Here is a 15325-nt window from a genome sequence, read left to right as displayed (position 1 = left end):
GCGCCGACCGGCGCCTTCGCCATCTTCAGCCTGAAAGGCTCCCCCTTGTCTTCTGACACCCTGTCCTTCGGCGCGCTCGGCGTGCCGGCCCCTCTCGTCGACGTGCTCGTCGAGCAGGGCAAGTCCTCCCCGTTCCCGATCCAGGCCGACACCCTGCCCGACACTCTCGCGGGCCGCGACGTGCTCGGTCGGGGGAAGACCGGATCCGGCAAGACCCTCGCGTTCTCCATCCCGATGGTGGCGCGCCTGGCGCAGGACGGCGCGAAGCGCGTCCCGGGTCGCCCGCGCGGCCTCATCCTCGCCCCCACCCGTGAGCTCGCGACGCAGATCGCCGCGACCCTCGAGCCCCTGGCGAGCAAGGCCCGCCTCTCGGTCACCACGATCTTCGGCGGCGTCTCGCAGAACAAGCAGGTCGCCGCACTCAAGGCCGGCGTCGACATCGTCGTGGCCTGCCCCGGACGCCTCGACGACCTCATGAAGCAGGGCTTCGTGAAGCTCGACGACGTCCAGATCAGCGTGCTCGACGAGGCCGACCACATGGCCGACCTCGGCTTCCTGCCCGTCGTCACGCGCATCATGAACGCCACGCCTCAGCGCGGCCAGCGCCTGCTGTTCTCGGCGACCCTCGACAACGGGGTCGACAAGATCGTGGCGCGCTTCCTCCACGACCAGGTGCTGCACTCGGTCGACGAGGCCACCTCGCACGTCGCGGCGATGACGCACCACCTCTTCGAGGCCGCGGACGCCGATGCCAAGAAGGACCTCGTCCGCGCGCTCGCGTCGGGCACCGGCCGCCGCATCCTGTTCATGCGCACCAAGCACCACGCGAAGAAGCTCGCCAAGCAGCTCACCGAGTGGGGCATCCCCGCCGTGGACCTGCACGGCAACCTGTCGCAGAACGCCCGTGACCGCAACCTCGCCGCCTTCGGGTCGGGCGAGGTGCGCGTGCTCGTCGCCACCGACGTCGCCGCCCGCGGCGTGCACGTCGACGACGTCGAGCTCGTCGTCCACGTGGACCCGCCGACCGAGCACAAGGCGTACCTGCACCGCTCGGGTCGTACGGCTCGCGCGGGCAGCGAGGGCGACGTGGTGACGATCATGCTGCCGGAGCAGCGCCGCGACGTCGCCGACATGATGCGGAAGGCCGCCATCAAGGTCGCCGCGCAGAAGGTGACGGCCACCTCGCCCGAGGTGCTGTCGCTCGTCGGCGAGCAGGCCGCCTACGTCGCGCCCGTGAAGAAGGCGCCGGTGCAGCAGGCGCCGTCGCGGCCCGGTGGGTCGCAGGGCGCGAACGCGCAGCGGAAGCGCGCTCGCCGCGGGGGCGGATCGGGTGCGGGCTCGGCTGAGGGCGCCGCTTCGGGTCGCTCGTCGTCGGGTCGTTCCGGCGGACGCGGCGGGGCGGGTGCCGCAGCCGGCTCGGGTTCGGGCTCGGGCTCGGGCTCGGCGGAGGGTGGTCGCCAGGGCCAGCGCCCGGCGCGCACCCGCGGTGGGGCCGGCGGCGGCTCCGGCCAGGCGCGTCGCGGGGGCGGCTCGACCCGCTCGGGCAGCAGCGTGACGTACAGCACCTCGACCGGCGGGCACAGCTCGGCCGCCGACTTCTCCGCCTCCTCGGGCGGCGGACGCCGCCGCGGTCGCTGACGCACGACCGTCATCACGGAATACGGCGAAGCCCCGCGATATTCACGGGGCTTCGCCGTATCTCGTGACGGGCGACCTCGTATCGCCGCCCGTCACGGTCGCTCCGACACCGGAGAGGGCGAAGCCCGACGAATACGGACGAGGTTCGCCGGAATCGGTGTCGAGGCGACGATGACTCCCGCACCACGACGCCGCGGGGCGACGCCCCGGACGAGCGACCGCCGTCGCTTCGACACCGAACAGGGCGAAGCCCGACGACTACGGACGAGGTTCGGCGGAATCGGTGTCGAGGCGACGATGACTCCCGCACCACGACGCCGCGGGGCGACGCCCCGGACGAGCGACTACCGTCGCTTCGACACCGAACAAGGGGAAGCCCGGCGAACACGGCCGAGGTTCAGCCGGATCGGTGTCGGGGTGACGGCTGGCGGTGACGGGGGTCAGGACTTGCGGGGGTAGAGGGTGTCGCCGGCGGCGAGCATGGCGACGAACTGCTCGATGCGGCGGGCCCGGGTCTCCGGGCGCTTCGCCTGGTGGATGCGGAACAGGATCGCGAAGCGGTTCTGGCTGTCGAGGCCGGCGAACGCCGCCTGCGCGGCCGGGTCGGCGGCGAGGGCCGCCGCCAGGTCGTCCGGCACCTCGATGCGGCTGGGCGGCGCGTACGCGGCGTCCCAGCGGCCGTCGGCCTTGGCGCGGTCGATCTCACGCTGGCCGGCCTCGTGCATCCGGCCCGCTCCGGTGAGACGCTCCACATGGCCGATGTTGACCTGTGACCACATGCTGCGAGCGCGGCGCGGGGTGAACGTCTGGAGGAAGGACTCCTCATCGCGCCGGTTCCGGATGCCGTCGATCCAGCCGAAGCAGAGGGCCTCGTCGATCGCCTCCGCGTGCGTCACCGAGGGCTGAGGCGCCCCCTTCTTGGCCAGGATGATGCGGATCCCGTCGACCGAGTCGTGGTGCTCCTCCAGCCAGGCGCGCCATTCGGCCGCTGAGGCGAAGCGCCGCTCCTCGTACGCGGGCACGACGTCGGCCTCAGGCCAGCCGGCCCACGGACGCGAGCGCGGCTCGGAGCAGCGCTCCGCGGCCGCCCTCCATCTCGGCGGCGACCGCATCCGACGCCGCCTCGGCCGGCGTCATCCACGTCAGCTCGAGCGCATCCTGACGCGGTTCGCAGGTGCCCGTGACGGGGACGACGTAGGCCAGCGCGACGGCGTGCTGGCGCTCGTCGTAGTAGGTCGAGACCCCGGGGAGCGGGAAGTACTCGGCGACCTGGAACGGCACAGGGCTCGCCGGCAGCTGCGGGAACGCCATCGGCCCGAGGTCCTTCTCGAGGTGGCGGAACAGGGCGTCGCGGATGGTCTCGCCGTACATGACCCGACCCGAGACCAGCGTCCGGGCGATGGTGCCGCTGGCACCCACGCGCAGCAGCACGCCCACCTCGATCACCTGGCCCATGCCGTCGGTGCGCACGGGGACCGCCTCGACGTAGAGCAGCGGGATCCGCCGCCGGACCTCCTCGAGCTCGCTGTCGCTCAGCCATCCGGAGTTGGGGTCTGGAGTGCGCACCGTCATGCTCCATTCTTACCCGACGCGGGCGACCCGCTGTGGGCGAACAGCGGTGGCCGTGTCGGAGGTGCGGGCCAGGATGGAGGGATGGGCGACGTGCTCGACAGGTTCTCCCCCGCCACGCGGGAGTGGTTCCGTGGCGCGTTCTCGCAGCCGACGCCAGCGCAGGAGGGCGCCTGGGAGGCGATCTCCGGCGGGCAGGATGCGCTCGTCGTCGCGCCGACGGGATCCGGGAAGACCCTGTCCGCGTTCCTCTGGGCGATCGACCGCCTCACCTCCGAGAAGCGGGAGGAGGGGCACGGCACGTCCGTGCTCTACATCTCCCCGCTCAAGGCGCTGGGCGTCGACGTCGAGCGCAACCTGCGGTCGCCGCTCGTCGGCATCACGCAGACGGCGAAGCGGCTCGGCACCGAACCGCCGGTCGTCACGGTGGGCGTCCGCTCGGGCGACACCCCGGCCCAGGAGCGACGGACGCTGGCGAAGACGCCGCCCGACATCCTCATCACGACCCCCGAGTCGCTGTTCCTCATGCTCACGTCGGCCGCGCGCGAGTCGCTCGCGTCGGTGAAGACCGTGATCGTCGACGAGGTCCACGCCGTCGCCGCCACCAAGCGCGGCGCGCACCTCGCCCTCAGCCTGGAGCGACTGGATGCGCTGCTCGAGACCCCGGCCCAGCGCATCGGCCTCTCGGCGACCGTGCGACCGCGCGAGGAGGTGGCGCGCTTCCTCTCGGGCGGGCGGCCGGTGTCGATCGTGGCTCCGCCCTCGACCAAGACCTTCGACCTCCGCGTCGTGGTGCCGGTGGAGGACATGACCCAGATCCCCTCGCTCGACACCCTCGAGGGGTCGGCGGCGGGCGCCTCGGCACCCGATCAGGGCTCGATCTGGCCGCACGTCGAAGAGGACATCGTCGACCGCATCCTCGAGCACCGCTCGTCGATCGTGTTCGCGAACTCCCGGCGTCTGGCCGAGCGGCTGACCGCCCGGCTGAACGAGATCTTCACGGAGCGGTTGGGCATCGCCGAGGAGGCCGACGCCGAGCTGCGCGAGCTGTCGCCGAGCGGACCGAGCCAAAGCCGGAGCCTGAGCCCGGACGCCGCGGCCGGCGGGGCGGCCGCACCCGCCACCACCCGACCGCCCGCCGCCCTGATGGGCCAGGCCGGCAGCACGGCGGGCGCCGAGCTCGTGCTCGCGAAGGCGCACCACGGCTCGGTGAGCAAGGAGCAGCGCGCCCTCATCGAGGACGACCTGAAGTCCGGTCGGCTCCGCTGCGTCGTGGCGACCTCTAGCCTGGAGCTGGGCATCGACATGGGCGCCGTCGACCTCGTCATCCAGGTGGAGGCGCCCCCGTCGGTGGCCAGCGGCCTGCAGCGGGTGGGTCGCGCCGGCCATCAGGTGGGCGAGATCTCGAAGGGCCTGCTGTATCCGAAGCATCGCGCCGACCTGCTGCACAGCGCCGTGGTGTCGATGCGGATGACGTCGGGGCTGATCGAGTCGATCGCGATCCCCGCCAATCCGCTCGACGTGCTCGCGCAGCAGACCGTCGCGGCGTGCGCGCTCGAGTCGATCGACGTCGAGGAGTGGTTCGACACCGTGCGTCGCAGCGCTCCGTTCGCGGGTCTGCCGCGCTCGGCCTACGACGCCACCCTCGACCTCCTCTCGGGGCTGTACCCCTCCGACGAGTTCGCCGAGCTGCGGCCGCGCCTGGTCTGGGACCGCGACGCCGGCACCCTGACCGGGCGACCGGGCGCGCAGCGGCTCGCGGTGACGAGCGGCGGCACCATCCCCGACCGCGGCCTGTTCGGCGTCTTCATGGTCGGCGGCGAGCCGACGGACGCCGGTCCCGAGTCCCCCGCCCCCGCGCGCTCCGCCCCGGGCAGACGCGTCGGCGAGCTCGACGAGGAGATGGTCTACGAGTCCCGCGTGGGCGACGTCTTCGCCCTCGGTGCGACCAGTTGGCGCATCCAGGAGATCACCCACGACCGCGTGCTCGTGCTGCCCGCGTTCGGGCAGCCCGGGCGCCTCCCGTTCTGGCGCGGCGAGGGCCTCGGCCGCCCGGCCGAGCTCGGCGCCGCCATCGGCGAGTTCACCCGCACGATCGCGGCCGACGAACCGGAGGCCGCGCTCGAGCGCGCCCGCGCCGCAGGGCTCGAGGAGCGCGCGGCGACCAACCTCGTGGCGTTCGTGAGCCAGCAGCGCGAGGCGACGGGCAGCGTCCCCAGCGACCGGACGCTCGTCGTCGAGCGCTTCCGCGACGAGCTCGGCGACTGGCGGGTCGTCCTCCACTCCCCCTACGGGATGCCGGTCCACTCGCCCTGGGCCCTGGCGATCAACGCCCGCGTGCGCGAGCGCTTCGGGGTGGAGGCGAACGCGGTGGCGAGCGACGACGGCATCGTCGTGCGGATGCCCGACACCGAGAGCGACCCGCCCACGGCCGAGCTGTTCCTCTTCGAACCGGCCGAGCTCGAGCAGATCGTGACCGACGAGGTCGGCGGATCCGCCCTCTTCGCCTCGCGCTTCCGCGAGAACGCGGCGCGCGCGCTGCTGCTCCCCCGACAGAACCCGGGACGACGCTCACCGCTCTGGCAGCAGCGCCAGCGGTCCGCGCAGCTGCTCGAGGTGGCCCGCAAGTACCCGACGTTCCCGATCATCCTCGAGACGGTGCGCGAGTGCCTGCAGGACGTCTACGACCTGCCGTCGCTGCTCGCCCTGGCGCGCGACGTGCAGTCGCGTCGAGTCCGGGTGGTCGAGGTCGAGACCCAGACCGCGTCGCCCTTCGCGAGCAGCCTGCTGTTCGGGTACGTCGCCTCGTTCGTCTACGAGGGCGACAGCCCGCTCGCCGAGCGGCGGGCGGCAGCGCTGGCCCTCGACCCGAGCCTGCTCTCCGAGCTGCTGGGCCGAGCCGAGCTGCGCGAGCTGCTCGACCCCGACGTCATCGAGCAGACCCAGCGCGAGCTGCAACGCCTGGCCCCCGACCGGCGCGCCCGCGACCTCGAGGGCGTGGCCGACCTGCTGCGTCTGCTCGGTCCGCTCTCTGAGGCCGAGATCGCCGAGCGCAGCCTCGACGACCTCGCTCCCCGCGTGGGCGAGGTCGTCGACGAGCTGGTCGCCTCCCGCCGCGCGCTGCGGGTGAGCATCGCCGGGCGCGACGAGGTCGCGGCCATCGAGGACGCAGGCCGCCTCCGAGATGCCCTGGGCGTCCCCATCCCGTTCGGCGTGCCCGACGCCTTCATCGCGCCCGTCGAGCAACCGGTGCTCGACCTGGTGAGCCGCTACGCCCGCACCCACGGCCCGTTCCTGGCGACGGAGGCGGCGACCCGATTCGGGCTCGGGGTGTCGGTGGTGCAGGATGCGCTGCGTCGGCTGGCCAGCGACCGCCGACTGGTCGAGGGTGAGTTCCGGCCGACGGGTGTCTCGGCCGACGCCGAGCGCCTGGGCCAGGCGGGCGCGACGGAGTGGTGCGACGCCGAGGTGCTGCGTCGCCTCCGCAGCCGTTCGCTCGCGGCGCTCCGGCACGAGATCGAGCCCGTCGACACCGCGACGTTCGGACGCTTCCTCCCGGCGTGGCAGCACGTCGGCGGGAGCCTCCGCGGCGTCGACGGGGTGCTCACGGTGATCGAGCAGCTCGCCGGTGTGCCCGTCCCCGCCTCCGCGTGGGAGACCCTCGTCCTGCCCGCCCGCGTACGCGACTACTCGCCCGCGATGCTCGACGAGCTCACCGCCTCCGGCGAGGTGGTGTGGACGGGCCGCGGCACGCTGCCGGGCAGCGACGGCTGGGTGGCGCTGCACACCTACGACTCCCTGCCGGTCACCGCGGTCGCTCCCGAGGAGATCGACGAGACCGAGGTGCACCGGGCGCTGCTCGCCGCCCTGGCTCGCGGGGGCGCGTACTTCTTCCGGAGCCTCGCCGACCACGTCGCGGCCGAGCTGCCCGACCGTGTCCCCGACGACGCGGCGATCGTCGAGGCGCTCTGGGACCTCGTCTGGGCGGGCCTCGTCACGAACGACACGGTCGCGCCGCTCCGCACGCTCACCGGCTCGGGCTCGTCGTCGCACAGCACCCGCCGCGCGGCTCCGCGGTCGCGGATGTACCGGGGCCGGGCGATCCCGCGCGCCACGATGCAGACGCGGGTCGGTCCACCGACGGCGGGAGGGCGGTGGTCGCTGCTGCCCGAGCCGGCCAGCGACGCGACCATCCGCGCCACCGCGAGCGCCGAGCTGCTGCTCGACCGCTACGGGGTCGTCACACGGGGCTCGGTGATGAACGAGCGCCTTCCGGGCGGGTTCGCTCTGGCGTACCGGGTGCTGAGCCGCTTTGAGGAGAGCGCCCGCTGCCGTCGCGGCTACTTCATCGAGACTCTCGGCGCCGCGCAGTTCGCCACCGGCGGCACGATCGATCGGCTGCGGGGCTTCGCTCCGGACGCGATCGGGCGAGACCGTCTGCGCGACGACGCACCGACGGCGCTCACGCTCGCCGCGACCGACCCCGCCAATCCGTACGGCGCTGCCCTGCCGTGGCCGTCCGTCGAGGGTCACCGACCCGGCAGGAAGGCGGGCGCCCTGGTCGCCCTCGTCGACGGCGAGCTCGCGCTCTACCTCGAGCGGGGAGGGAAGAGCATGCTCTCCTTCAGCGACGACCCTGCTGTGCTCGCGCTCGCCGCCTCCTCGGTGGCCGAGGCGGTGCGCGGCGGCAGGATCGACCGGCTGGCCGTCGAGCGGGCGAACGGCGACTTCGTGCTCGGCACCCCTGTCGGAGACGCCCTGGCCGCGGCGGGCTTCACGGGCACGCCCCGGGGGCTGAGGCTCCGTGCCTGAGGGAGACACCGTCTACCGCACGGCGGTGCACCTCGATCAGGCGCTGTCCGGTCGGCCGCTGACGGTGAGCGACATCAGGGTGCCGACCTTCGCCACCGTCGACCTGGTCGGGCAGACCGTCGACGAGGTGGTCAGCCGTGGGAAGCACCTGCTCACGCGGGTGGGGGACGTCAGCATCCACACCCACCTCAAGATGGAGGGCAGCTGGCACATCTACAAGCACGGCACGAAGTGGCGCCGTCCCGCCTACGCGGCGCGGATCGTGCTGGAGAACGCCGACTGGGTCACGGTCGGATTCGACCTCGGGATCGTCGAGGTGGTGCCGCGCGATCGGGAGGATGACGTCGTCGGCCATCTCGGACCCGACCTCCTCGGGCGGGACTGGGACGAGGGCGAAGCCCTGCTGCGCCTCTCGTCCGATCCCGCGCGTCCCGTCGTCGTCGCGCTGCTCGATCAGCGCAACCTGGCAGGGCTCGGCAACGAGCTGGCGAACGAGGTGTGCTTCCTCCGCGGCATCGACCCGCACCGCCCGATCGGCGAGGTGCCCGATCTCGCCGGGGTCGTGAAGCTCGCCCAGCGCGTCATCCTCGCCAACCGCGACCGCGTCGACCGCACCTTCACGGGCGACACCCGTCCCGGGATGCAGGACTGGGTCTACGGCCGCGAGGGCCGCCCCTGCCGACGATGCCGCACGCGCATCCGGCACGACCAGACCGGGGCGAACGAGCTGCAGCTGCGCGACACCTACTGGTGCCCGCACTGCCAGCGCTGAGGCACTCCTCCCGGTGCGCTGCGGGCGTCGGTGCCCCGGTAGGGTCGGAGGGTGGCTGACTCGACTCCGCTTCTCATCGACGACGACCTGGTCGTGTGGTCGGTTCCGGCCGACGCTCGCCGCGAGACGCTCGCGACGCATCCGCTGGTGATCGTCATGCACGGCAAGGGGTCGCATGAGCGCGATCTCGCCGGGCTGTTCGGCTACCTGCCCGCCGGCGCCGTCTACGCCTCGCTGCGCGCGCCGCTGGTGAGCCCGCAGCCGGTCGTGAACGGGTTCGAGTGGTTCCCGATCGGCGTCCCCGGCGACCCTTCCGCCGACGTCCTGGTCCCGGCGGCGGATGCGGTGCTCGCCTGGCTCGACCGGGTCGAGTCCGCGTACGGGACACCCCCGGCGGTGGCGGCGATGGGGTTCTCGCAGGGCGGCGCGATGTCGATCCAGCTCCTGCGCAGCGCGCCAGACCGCCTCTCGGCCGGGGTGAACCTCTCGGGGTTCTCCGCTTCGGCGACGTTCCCCGGCGACGAGGTGCTCGCGCAGACGAAGCCTCCGCTGTTCTGGGGCTTCGACCGCAACGACCCGATCATCGCCCACTCGGCGGTGGTCCGGACGGCGGAGTTCCTCCCCGGCCACTTCAGCGCGACGGTGCGCGAGTACCCGGGGATCGCCCACTCGATCTCGGGCGAGGAGCTCGGCGACGTGGCCGCCTTCCTCACCTCGGCCCTCCGCCTCGCCCGCTGACGTGGCGAAGAAGGCGGCCGCAGGGCCGACGACCGCGGCGACCACGGCGCTGGTCCGCGCGGGTCTGCCCTACGTGGCGCACACCTACACGCACGATCCCCGCGCCACCGACTTCGGGGCGGAGGCCGCCCGCGAGCTCGGCGTCGATGCCGCCCGGATCTTCAAGACGCTGATGGTCGAGACGGACGCGGGCTTCGGGATCGGGATCGTGTCGGTCGGCGACCTGCTCGACCTGAAGGCCCTGGCCGGAGCGCTCGGGGCGAAGCGGGCCGCGATGGCCGACCAGCAGGTGGCGGAGCGGAAGTCGGGCTACGTCGTCGGAGGGATCAGCCCGATCGGCCAGCGCACGCCGCTGCCGACGGTGCTCGACGAGAGCGCGTCGGGCTTCGAGACGGTGTTCGTCTCGGGAGGCCGCCGCGGCTTCGACCTCGAGCTCGCCCCCGCCGACCTCCTCGCCGCCACCCGCGGCACCCTCGCCGTCATCCGCCGCACCTGAGCGCTCTCCGCTAGGTCGAGGGGGCTCCCGGCCGCGGCCCTCGCGGCCGCGGGTGACCGTCGAAAGGTCGCCTGAGAGCACACACAGCGCGTATATCGCGTCACCTTCGCGCTGACGGTACCTTTCGACGCCCATCCCATCCCGCCCCGCGCCGCTCGTCCGGATGGGGCACGGGTACTTGGCCGCGGTCGGACGTCGGCCGGACCCTCAGGACTCGGGGGAGCCGAGGGCGGCGGTGCGGATGCGGCGGAGGAAGTGGGCGCCGGCGTCGTCGTTGACCAGGCCGTCCTCGGGGCGCAGGACCTCGTAGGGCTTCTCGACGACCGCGACGGGGCGGACGTCGACGTGGGTGACCTCGCGGCCGGTGTCGTGCATCCAGTCGGCCATGCGGTAGTCGCTCGGCGAGTCGCCCATCGAGAACCAGCGGCGGGGCACGGGCAGGCCATCGGCCTCGAGCATGCTCACCGCGCGCTCGGCGCCGAGGTCCTTGCCGACCCTCACGGACTCGATGTCGGTGGAGATGATGGTGGGGTCGATGCGGAAGTCGACCTCGCCGGCCGCATCCGGCGCGCGATCGCCGCCGAGCTCGACGCCCGTGCCGTGCTCACGGAAGAGCTCGAGCACGTCGCGGTCGAACGCGGGCTGGACGGCGAGGTAGTCCGCGGACTCGACGTCGGTGCGCTGCTCGACGGAGATCATCGTGCGCTTCGTGCGATCGAAGAACATCGTGCCCGCGTACCGCTCGGTGACGAGCGCGTCGACACCGTCGACCACCGCGGTCGGAGGGCGGAACGCCTCGTCGGTGGTGAGCTCCCCGATCCCGTCGGCGGTGACGTGGAACCAGACGCCGCCCTTCTCGCACACCCCGATGACCCGTCGCCCGGGGCGGATGCCGCGAGCGGCCAGAGCGGGCACGATCACCTCGGCGACGAACGCGTCGGAACGCCCGGTGTTGAAGACGACGACGGCGCCGGCATCGACGAGGGCGACGATGTCGTCGGCGATCGAGTCGTGCACGATGCGGCGGTGGACGGGGCTCGCGACCGGTCCGTCGAGGTCGAGGAGCAGGCCGAGGTCGGTGGGATCGATCATCGTGACCATCCTCTCAAACCACGAGCGACCCGGAGGCCTGAGCCACCAGACACCTCATCGCAGCGCGCGGCCGAAGCGGGTGTGCACGCCCGGCGAGAACAGCACCGAGTCGGGCGCCCGCTCGGCGAGCCCCGGCAGGCCTGCGGCGGCCAGCAGCTCGTCGTCGAGGTGCTCGAGCTCGGCCGTCTCGACCCGCCACGGCGGATGCTCGTTCGGGATGAAGAGCGTCCTCCCCCGGCGCTCGATGTGGAGACCCCAGCGCGCCGTGAGGAAGACCGCCAGCTCGTCCTCGCTGCGATCCCTCCCGGTGGGCACCACGTCGACGGCGGATGCGGGACCGCGACGGCCTCCCAGACCGCCCTGGCCCCGCCGGACGGAGCGGTAGCGGATCACGCCGCGCGCATCCGTGGTGATCGACATGTCGGCCCACTGGTACGGCAGCCCGAACAGCACCCGGGCCGCGACGACGGCGCCGAGGCTCGACGACTCGAGCGAGCGGAACACCACGCCGTGCCGGCCCCGCTCGTCGATCGAGTACAGCCGCACGTTGACCTCGGGGAACGTGCCCACCACGGGGATGGGCCCGAGCCCGGGCAGGCCGGGCGCGGTGGCGTTGGCCAGGCGGAACGGGATGAGCCCGACCCAGGTCGAGCCGTCGAACTCGTCGGGCCGGGTGCCCGCGGGAAGGAGCGGCGCGACGACGGCCGGATCGGCGCGCCAGTGCAGGAAGGCCAGCGACTGCCAGTCCTGCTCGTGCAGCATCCGCCGGAGGGGCGGAGCCTGCCGCGACGGCCCGTGCGGAGCGGTCACTCGCCCTCGATGGGCACCAGCACGAGGTCGACGCCCGGAGTCAGCAGGAGATGCGCCGGCTGGTAGCGCCCCTCCCCCACGTTCACCTCGAGCCAGGCGGGCTGAGCGGACGCGATCCCGGCGGCGATCTCGGCCTGCAGCTCGCCGATCTCGCGGTCGGACAACGAGTACTGACGCCCTCCGTAGAAGATGTTGACCCGCTTCATGGCACTCCGATCCGTCGTCCTGACGCCTCAGCGTAGCGAGCCGCGCCGACACCCGAGCGAAGATGGCGCGGCGGCGCGTCAGCACGTACCCTCTGAAGGGATGAGCAGCATTCCGACGCCCTACGAAGACCTCCTCCGCGACGTCTACACCAACGGCACGCACAAGTCCGATCGCACGGGCACCGGCACACGCAGCGTGTTCGGTCGGCAGATCCGATTCGACCTCGCCGAGGGCTTCCCGCTCATCACCACCAAGCGGGTCCACTTCAAGTCGATCGCGTACGAGCTGCTCTGGTTCCTGCGGGGCGACGGCAACGCACGCTGGCTCCAGGAGCACGGTGTCACGATCTGGGACGAGTGGGCCGACGAGAACGGCGACCTCGGACCGGTCTACGGGGTGCAGTGGCGGTCGTGGCCCACGCCGAACGGCGAGCACATCGACCAGATCAGCCAGGTGATCGAACAGCTGCGCTCGAACCCCGACTCGCGCCGCATCATCGTCTCGGCGTGGAACGTCGCCGACATCCCCTCGATGGCGCTCGCCCCCTGCCACGCCCTGTTCCAGTTCTACGTGGCCGACGGCAAGCTGTCGTGCCAGCTCTACCAGCGCAGCGCCGACATGTTCCTCGGCGTGCCGTTCAACATCGCCAGCTACGCGCTGCTCACGATGATGGTCGCCGCGCAGACCGGTCTCGAGCCGGGCGAGTTCGTGTGGACCGGCGGCGACTGCCACATCTACGACAACCACGTGGAGCAGGTCGAGACGCAGCTGTCGCGCGCCCCCTTCGCCTCCCCCCGCCTCGTCATCTCGCGAGAGCGCCCGAGTATCTTCGACTACGAGTACGAGGACTTCGAGGTCGTCGGCTACGAGCACCACCCCGCGATCCGCGCTGCGGTCGCGGTCTGACCCTGGGCGCGTCCAACGTGATCGGGCTCGTCTGGGCGGAGTCCCGCGAGGGGGTCATCGGCGCCGACGGCGGGATCCCGTGGCGGATCCCCGAGGACATGGCGCACTTCCGCGAGGTCACCGGCTCCTCCGTCGTCGTGATGGGGCGCCGGACGTGGGACTCGTTGCCCCCGAGGTTCCGTCCCCTGCCGGGGCGCGAGAACGTCGTCGTCACGCGCGACCGCTCCTGGAGCGCCGAGGGTGCGCGGGTGGCGCACTCCGTCGGGGAGGCGCTGTCCGGCCGCCGGGGCGACGTCTGGGTGATCGGCGGCGGTGAGATCTACCGCGAGGCTCTCCCCTCGGCCGACGTGCTCGAGGTGACGGAGGTCGACGCCTCCGTGGAGGGCGACACGGTGGCCCCCGCGATCGGCCCCGAGTGGACGCCCGAGGCGGGCGCTTGGCAGGAGTCGAGCGGCGGGATGCGCTACCGCTTCGTCACCTACCGACGTCGTTCATAACGGGAGACGCGCAAGCGACGCCCCCAGGGGCACCGCTTCGCCGGATTCCGTGACGAGCGACGGGAGGACGCGCGTCAGGAGACGGTGAGCGAGCGGAGACCCGTGAGCTGCAGCGAGCGACCGGCGGCGGAGCGCACGTAGGTGAGCATGGTGTGGCCGCAGGCCCGGCACATCACGATGACGCCCTCGTCGTCGAGCTCGGCGACCGCCTCGGCCAGCGGGCTGCGGTCGCCGCAGTGCCCGCACTCCCCCACGGCCATCGTCACGTCGAAGCAGAACAGCTCGCTCAGCGGCCCCGCGGCGGCGTTGCCGTCGACCCGCCCCACGTCGACCACGCCCGTCCTCGGATGCATCGCCGGCATCTCACGCCCCTCCGAATCTCTCGGTCTTCACGCGGCCCGGGTCGTGCCCGAGGTCGACCAGGATGCGGGCCACGGCCTCCACGAAGCCGGTCGGTCCGCAGACGTACACGGTCGGGTCGTCGGAGGCGGGCAGCGCGGACGCCTCGATCACGGCCCGGTCGATGCGGCCGGCCGGCCGCGCCCATCCGGCCGGCGTCGTCCGCGTGTAGACCCACTCGAGGCTGAAGCGGTCGCCCGAGTAGGAGTCGAGCTCAGCGGCGTAGTAGGCGTCCTCCGGGGCTCGCACCGAATAGATCATCCGGAATGGCGCCGCGCTCGACGACGCCTGGTGCGCCCGCACGATCGAGACCAGCGGGACGATGCCCGACCCGCCCGCGATGAGCTGCACCGGCTCGGTCTGCTGCTCGCGCCAGACGAAGTAGTTGCCGATCGGGCCCCGCACCTCGAGCTGATCGCCCGGCTGGACGTCCTCCACGAGGTAGGGCGAGACCTCACCGTCGGGGAGCTCGTCGACGGCGAGCTCCACCGTGGTGCCCGGTCCGTACGAGGCGATCGAGTAGGAGCGGACGGCCTGGTAGCCGTCGTCGGCCGTGAGCCGGAGGTCGAGGTGCTGCCCGGGCAGGTTGCCCGGCCAGGAGGGCACGTCGAGTCGGAGGATGCGCCCCGTCGGGGTGATCTTCTCGCCGCCCGACACCGTGCCCGTGGACCAGTCGGAGACGATCGCCACTACCAGTACCGCTGCTCTTTCCAGGGGTCGCCGTAGATGTTGTACCCGTTCTGCTCCCAGAACCCGGGATCGTCGTTCGAGTGCATGCGGATGCCGTTGACCCACTTCGCGCTCTTCCAGAAGTACAGGTGCGGCACGAGCAGACGCGCGGGGCCACCATGCTCGGGGTCGAGCGGCTCGCCCTCGAACTCGAAGGCGATCCAGGCCTTGCCGTCCAGGAGGTCCTCGAGCGGGACGTTCGTGGTGTAGCCGCCGTACGAGTGCACCATCGTGTACGCGTCGCTCGTCTTGACCTTCTCGAAGAAGTGGTCGAGGGAGACTCCGCGCCAGTGCGTGCCGAGCTTCGACCAGCGCGTGACGCAGTGGATGTCGGTGCCGATGTCGTCGATCGGCATCGCCATCATGTCGGCCCACGACCACGAGGTGCGGTCGCCCGTCTCGTTGACGATCGTGAAGCTCCAGTCGGCGGTGTCGATCGCGGGCGTGGGGCCCGCCGACAGCACCGGGAAGTCCTCGGTCAGGTACTGCCCAGGGGGCAGGTGCGGATCGCTCTCCCGCCGCCTCGAACCGAATCCCCGTGAGATGACGCCCATCAGGCCCTCCTCGCTCGTCATCCCAGCGTACAGAGGCCGACCCCTCTCCCGCGAGAGGCGCGGAGACGCTTCGGGGGCCCTGCGAGGGTCACGGTCGCCCCTGGGG

General features: G+C 72.4%; 15 protein-coding genes. 7 read left to right on the top strand and 8 right to left on the bottom strand.

The annotated features are described in order from the left end of the window. Window positions 1-45: 45 nt before the first annotated feature. The gene (locus IEX69_RS16725; protein ID WP_085018712.1) at window positions 46-1638 is read left to right on the top strand and encodes a DEAD/DEAH box helicase; all 1593 of its coding nucleotides are present in this window, start codon (window positions 46-48) and stop codon (window positions 1636-1638) included. Window positions 1639-2078: 440 nt separating this feature from the next. Here IEX69_RS16725 and IEX69_RS16720 read toward each other — a convergent pair whose 3' ends face one another. Both IEX69_RS16720 and IEX69_RS16715 read right to left on the bottom strand, forming a co-directional pair. Next, entirely contained in the window at window positions 2079-2660 is a 582-nt protein-coding gene (locus IEX69_RS16720) for a YdeI/OmpD-associated family protein (RefSeq protein ID WP_229756397.1), read from the bottom strand. A gap of 10 nt (window positions 2661-2670) precedes the next feature. Next, a complete protein-coding gene (locus IEX69_RS16715) occupies window positions 2671-3210 on the bottom strand; it encodes an NUDIX hydrolase family protein (RefSeq protein WP_085018710.1) in 540 nt (179 codons plus the stop codon). Window positions 3211-3291: 81 nt separating this feature from the next. Here IEX69_RS16715 and IEX69_RS16710 point away from each other — a divergent pair, with 81 nt between their 5' ends. The 4 genes from IEX69_RS16710 to ybaK are packed head-to-tail and all read left to right on the top strand — an operon-like array spanning window position 3292 to window position 10025. Beyond that, window positions 3292-8019, top strand: a complete 4728-nt coding sequence (locus IEX69_RS16710) for an ATP-dependent helicase (RefSeq protein ID WP_085018709.1) — start codon at window positions 3292-3294, stop codon at window positions 8017-8019. Beyond that, the gene (locus IEX69_RS16705) at window positions 8012-8791 is read left to right on the top strand and encodes a DNA-formamidopyrimidine glycosylase family protein (RefSeq protein WP_085018708.1); all 780 of its coding nucleotides are present in this window, start codon (window positions 8012-8014) and stop codon (window positions 8789-8791) included. The genes IEX69_RS16710 and IEX69_RS16705 overlap by 8 nt, the downstream gene beginning before the upstream one ends. Before the next feature lie 51 nt (window positions 8792-8842). Next, complete coding sequence (locus IEX69_RS16700; RefSeq protein WP_085018707.1) at window positions 8843-9529, top strand: alpha/beta hydrolase; 687 nt, start codon at window positions 8843-8845, stop codon at window positions 9527-9529. Between the two features lies 1 nt (window position 9530). Beyond that, window positions 9531-10025, top strand: coding sequence for a Cys-tRNA(Pro) deacylase (ybaK, locus tag IEX69_RS16695; protein WP_085018706.1), 495 nt, complete (start codon window positions 9531-9533; stop codon window positions 10023-10025). Window positions 10026-10232: 207 nt separating this feature from the next. On the opposite strand, the gene IEX69_RS16690 is transcribed toward ybaK, so the two are convergent. The 3 genes from IEX69_RS16690 to IEX69_RS16680 are packed head-to-tail and all read right to left on the bottom strand — an operon-like array spanning window position 10233 to window position 12133. Next, on the bottom strand, window positions 10233-11117 hold the full coding sequence (locus tag IEX69_RS16690) for a hypothetical protein (protein WP_157127099.1): 885 nt from the start codon (window positions 11115-11117) through the stop codon (window positions 10233-10235). Between the two features lie 54 nt (window positions 11118-11171). Then, window positions 11172-11927 (bottom strand): YqjF family protein, encoded by a 756-nt coding sequence (locus tag IEX69_RS16685; RefSeq protein WP_229756396.1) that lies wholly within the window; start codon window positions 11925-11927, stop codon window positions 11172-11174. Next, window positions 11924-12133 (bottom strand): hypothetical protein, encoded by a 210-nt coding sequence (locus tag IEX69_RS16680; RefSeq protein ID WP_085018704.1) that lies wholly within the window; start codon window positions 12131-12133, stop codon window positions 11924-11926. The genes IEX69_RS16685 and IEX69_RS16680 overlap by 4 nt, the downstream gene beginning before the upstream one ends. Window positions 12134-12233: 100 nt before the next feature. Between IEX69_RS16680 and IEX69_RS16675 the strand changes: the two genes are divergently transcribed. Both IEX69_RS16675 and IEX69_RS16670 read left to right on the top strand, forming a co-directional pair. Continuing rightward, the gene (locus IEX69_RS16675; protein WP_085018703.1) at window positions 12234-13040 is read left to right on the top strand and encodes a thymidylate synthase; all 807 of its coding nucleotides are present in this window, start codon (window positions 12234-12236) and stop codon (window positions 13038-13040) included. Window positions 13041-13057: 17 nt separating this feature from the next. Next, complete coding sequence (locus IEX69_RS16670) at window positions 13058-13537, top strand: dihydrofolate reductase (RefSeq protein ID WP_085018702.1); 480 nt, start codon at window positions 13058-13060, stop codon at window positions 13535-13537. A 74-nt stretch (window positions 13538-13611) separates the two neighbouring features. Here the strand turns inward: IEX69_RS16670 and IEX69_RS16665 are convergent, their stop codons facing one another. Genes IEX69_RS16665 through IEX69_RS16655 form a run of 3 tightly spaced genes read right to left on the bottom strand, consistent with a single transcriptional unit; the run spans window position 13612 to window position 15219 of the window. Then, entirely contained in the window at window positions 13612-13890 is a 279-nt protein-coding gene (locus IEX69_RS16665) for a DUF6510 family protein (RefSeq protein WP_085021341.1), read from the bottom strand. Between the two features lie 10 nt (window positions 13891-13900). Next, window positions 13901-14626: a ferredoxin reductase gene (locus IEX69_RS16660; RefSeq protein WP_308420512.1), complete on the bottom strand. Its 726-nt coding sequence runs from the start codon at window positions 14624-14626 to the stop codon at window positions 13901-13903. After that, complete coding sequence (locus IEX69_RS16655) at window positions 14626-15219, bottom strand: sulfite oxidase-like oxidoreductase (RefSeq protein ID WP_085021339.1); 594 nt, start codon at window positions 15217-15219, stop codon at window positions 14626-14628. Before IEX69_RS16655 ends, IEX69_RS16660 begins: the two co-directional genes overlap by 1 nt. Window positions 15220-15325 lie beyond the last annotated feature (106 nt).

Source organism: Cnuibacter physcomitrellae, assembly GCF_014640535.1.
Classification (GTDB): Bacteria; Actinomycetota; Actinomycetes; order Actinomycetales; family Microbacteriaceae; genus Cnuibacter; species Cnuibacter physcomitrellae.
This window is presented reverse-complemented; position numbering and strand designations above follow the sequence as displayed.

Coding starts and splice junctions, on each gene's coding strand:
- IEX69_RS16715 (WP_085018710.1), bottom strand. CDS start 3,210: ATGACGGTGCGCACTCCAGACCCCAACTCCGGATGGCTGAGCGACAGC.
- IEX69_RS16710 (WP_085018709.1), top strand. CDS start 3,292: ATGGGCGACGTGCTCGACAGGTTCTCCCCCGCCACGCGGGAGTGGTTC.
- IEX69_RS16690 (WP_157127099.1), bottom strand. CDS start 11,117: ATGATCGATCCCACCGACCTCGGCCTGCTCCTCGACCTCGACGGACCG.
- IEX69_RS16680 (WP_085018704.1), bottom strand. CDS start 12,133: ATGAAGCGGGTCAACATCTTCTACGGAGGGCGTCAGTACTCGTTGTCC.
- IEX69_RS16675 (WP_085018703.1), top strand. CDS start 12,234: ATGAGCAGCATTCCGACGCCCTACGAAGACCTCCTCCGCGACGTCTAC.
- IEX69_RS16665 (WP_085021341.1), bottom strand. CDS start 13,890: ATGCATCCGAGGACGGGCGTGGTCGACGTGGGGCGGGTCGACGGCAAC.
- IEX69_RS16655 (WP_085021339.1), bottom strand. CDS start 15,219: ATGGGCGTCATCTCACGGGGATTCGGTTCGAGGCGGCGGGAGAGCGAT.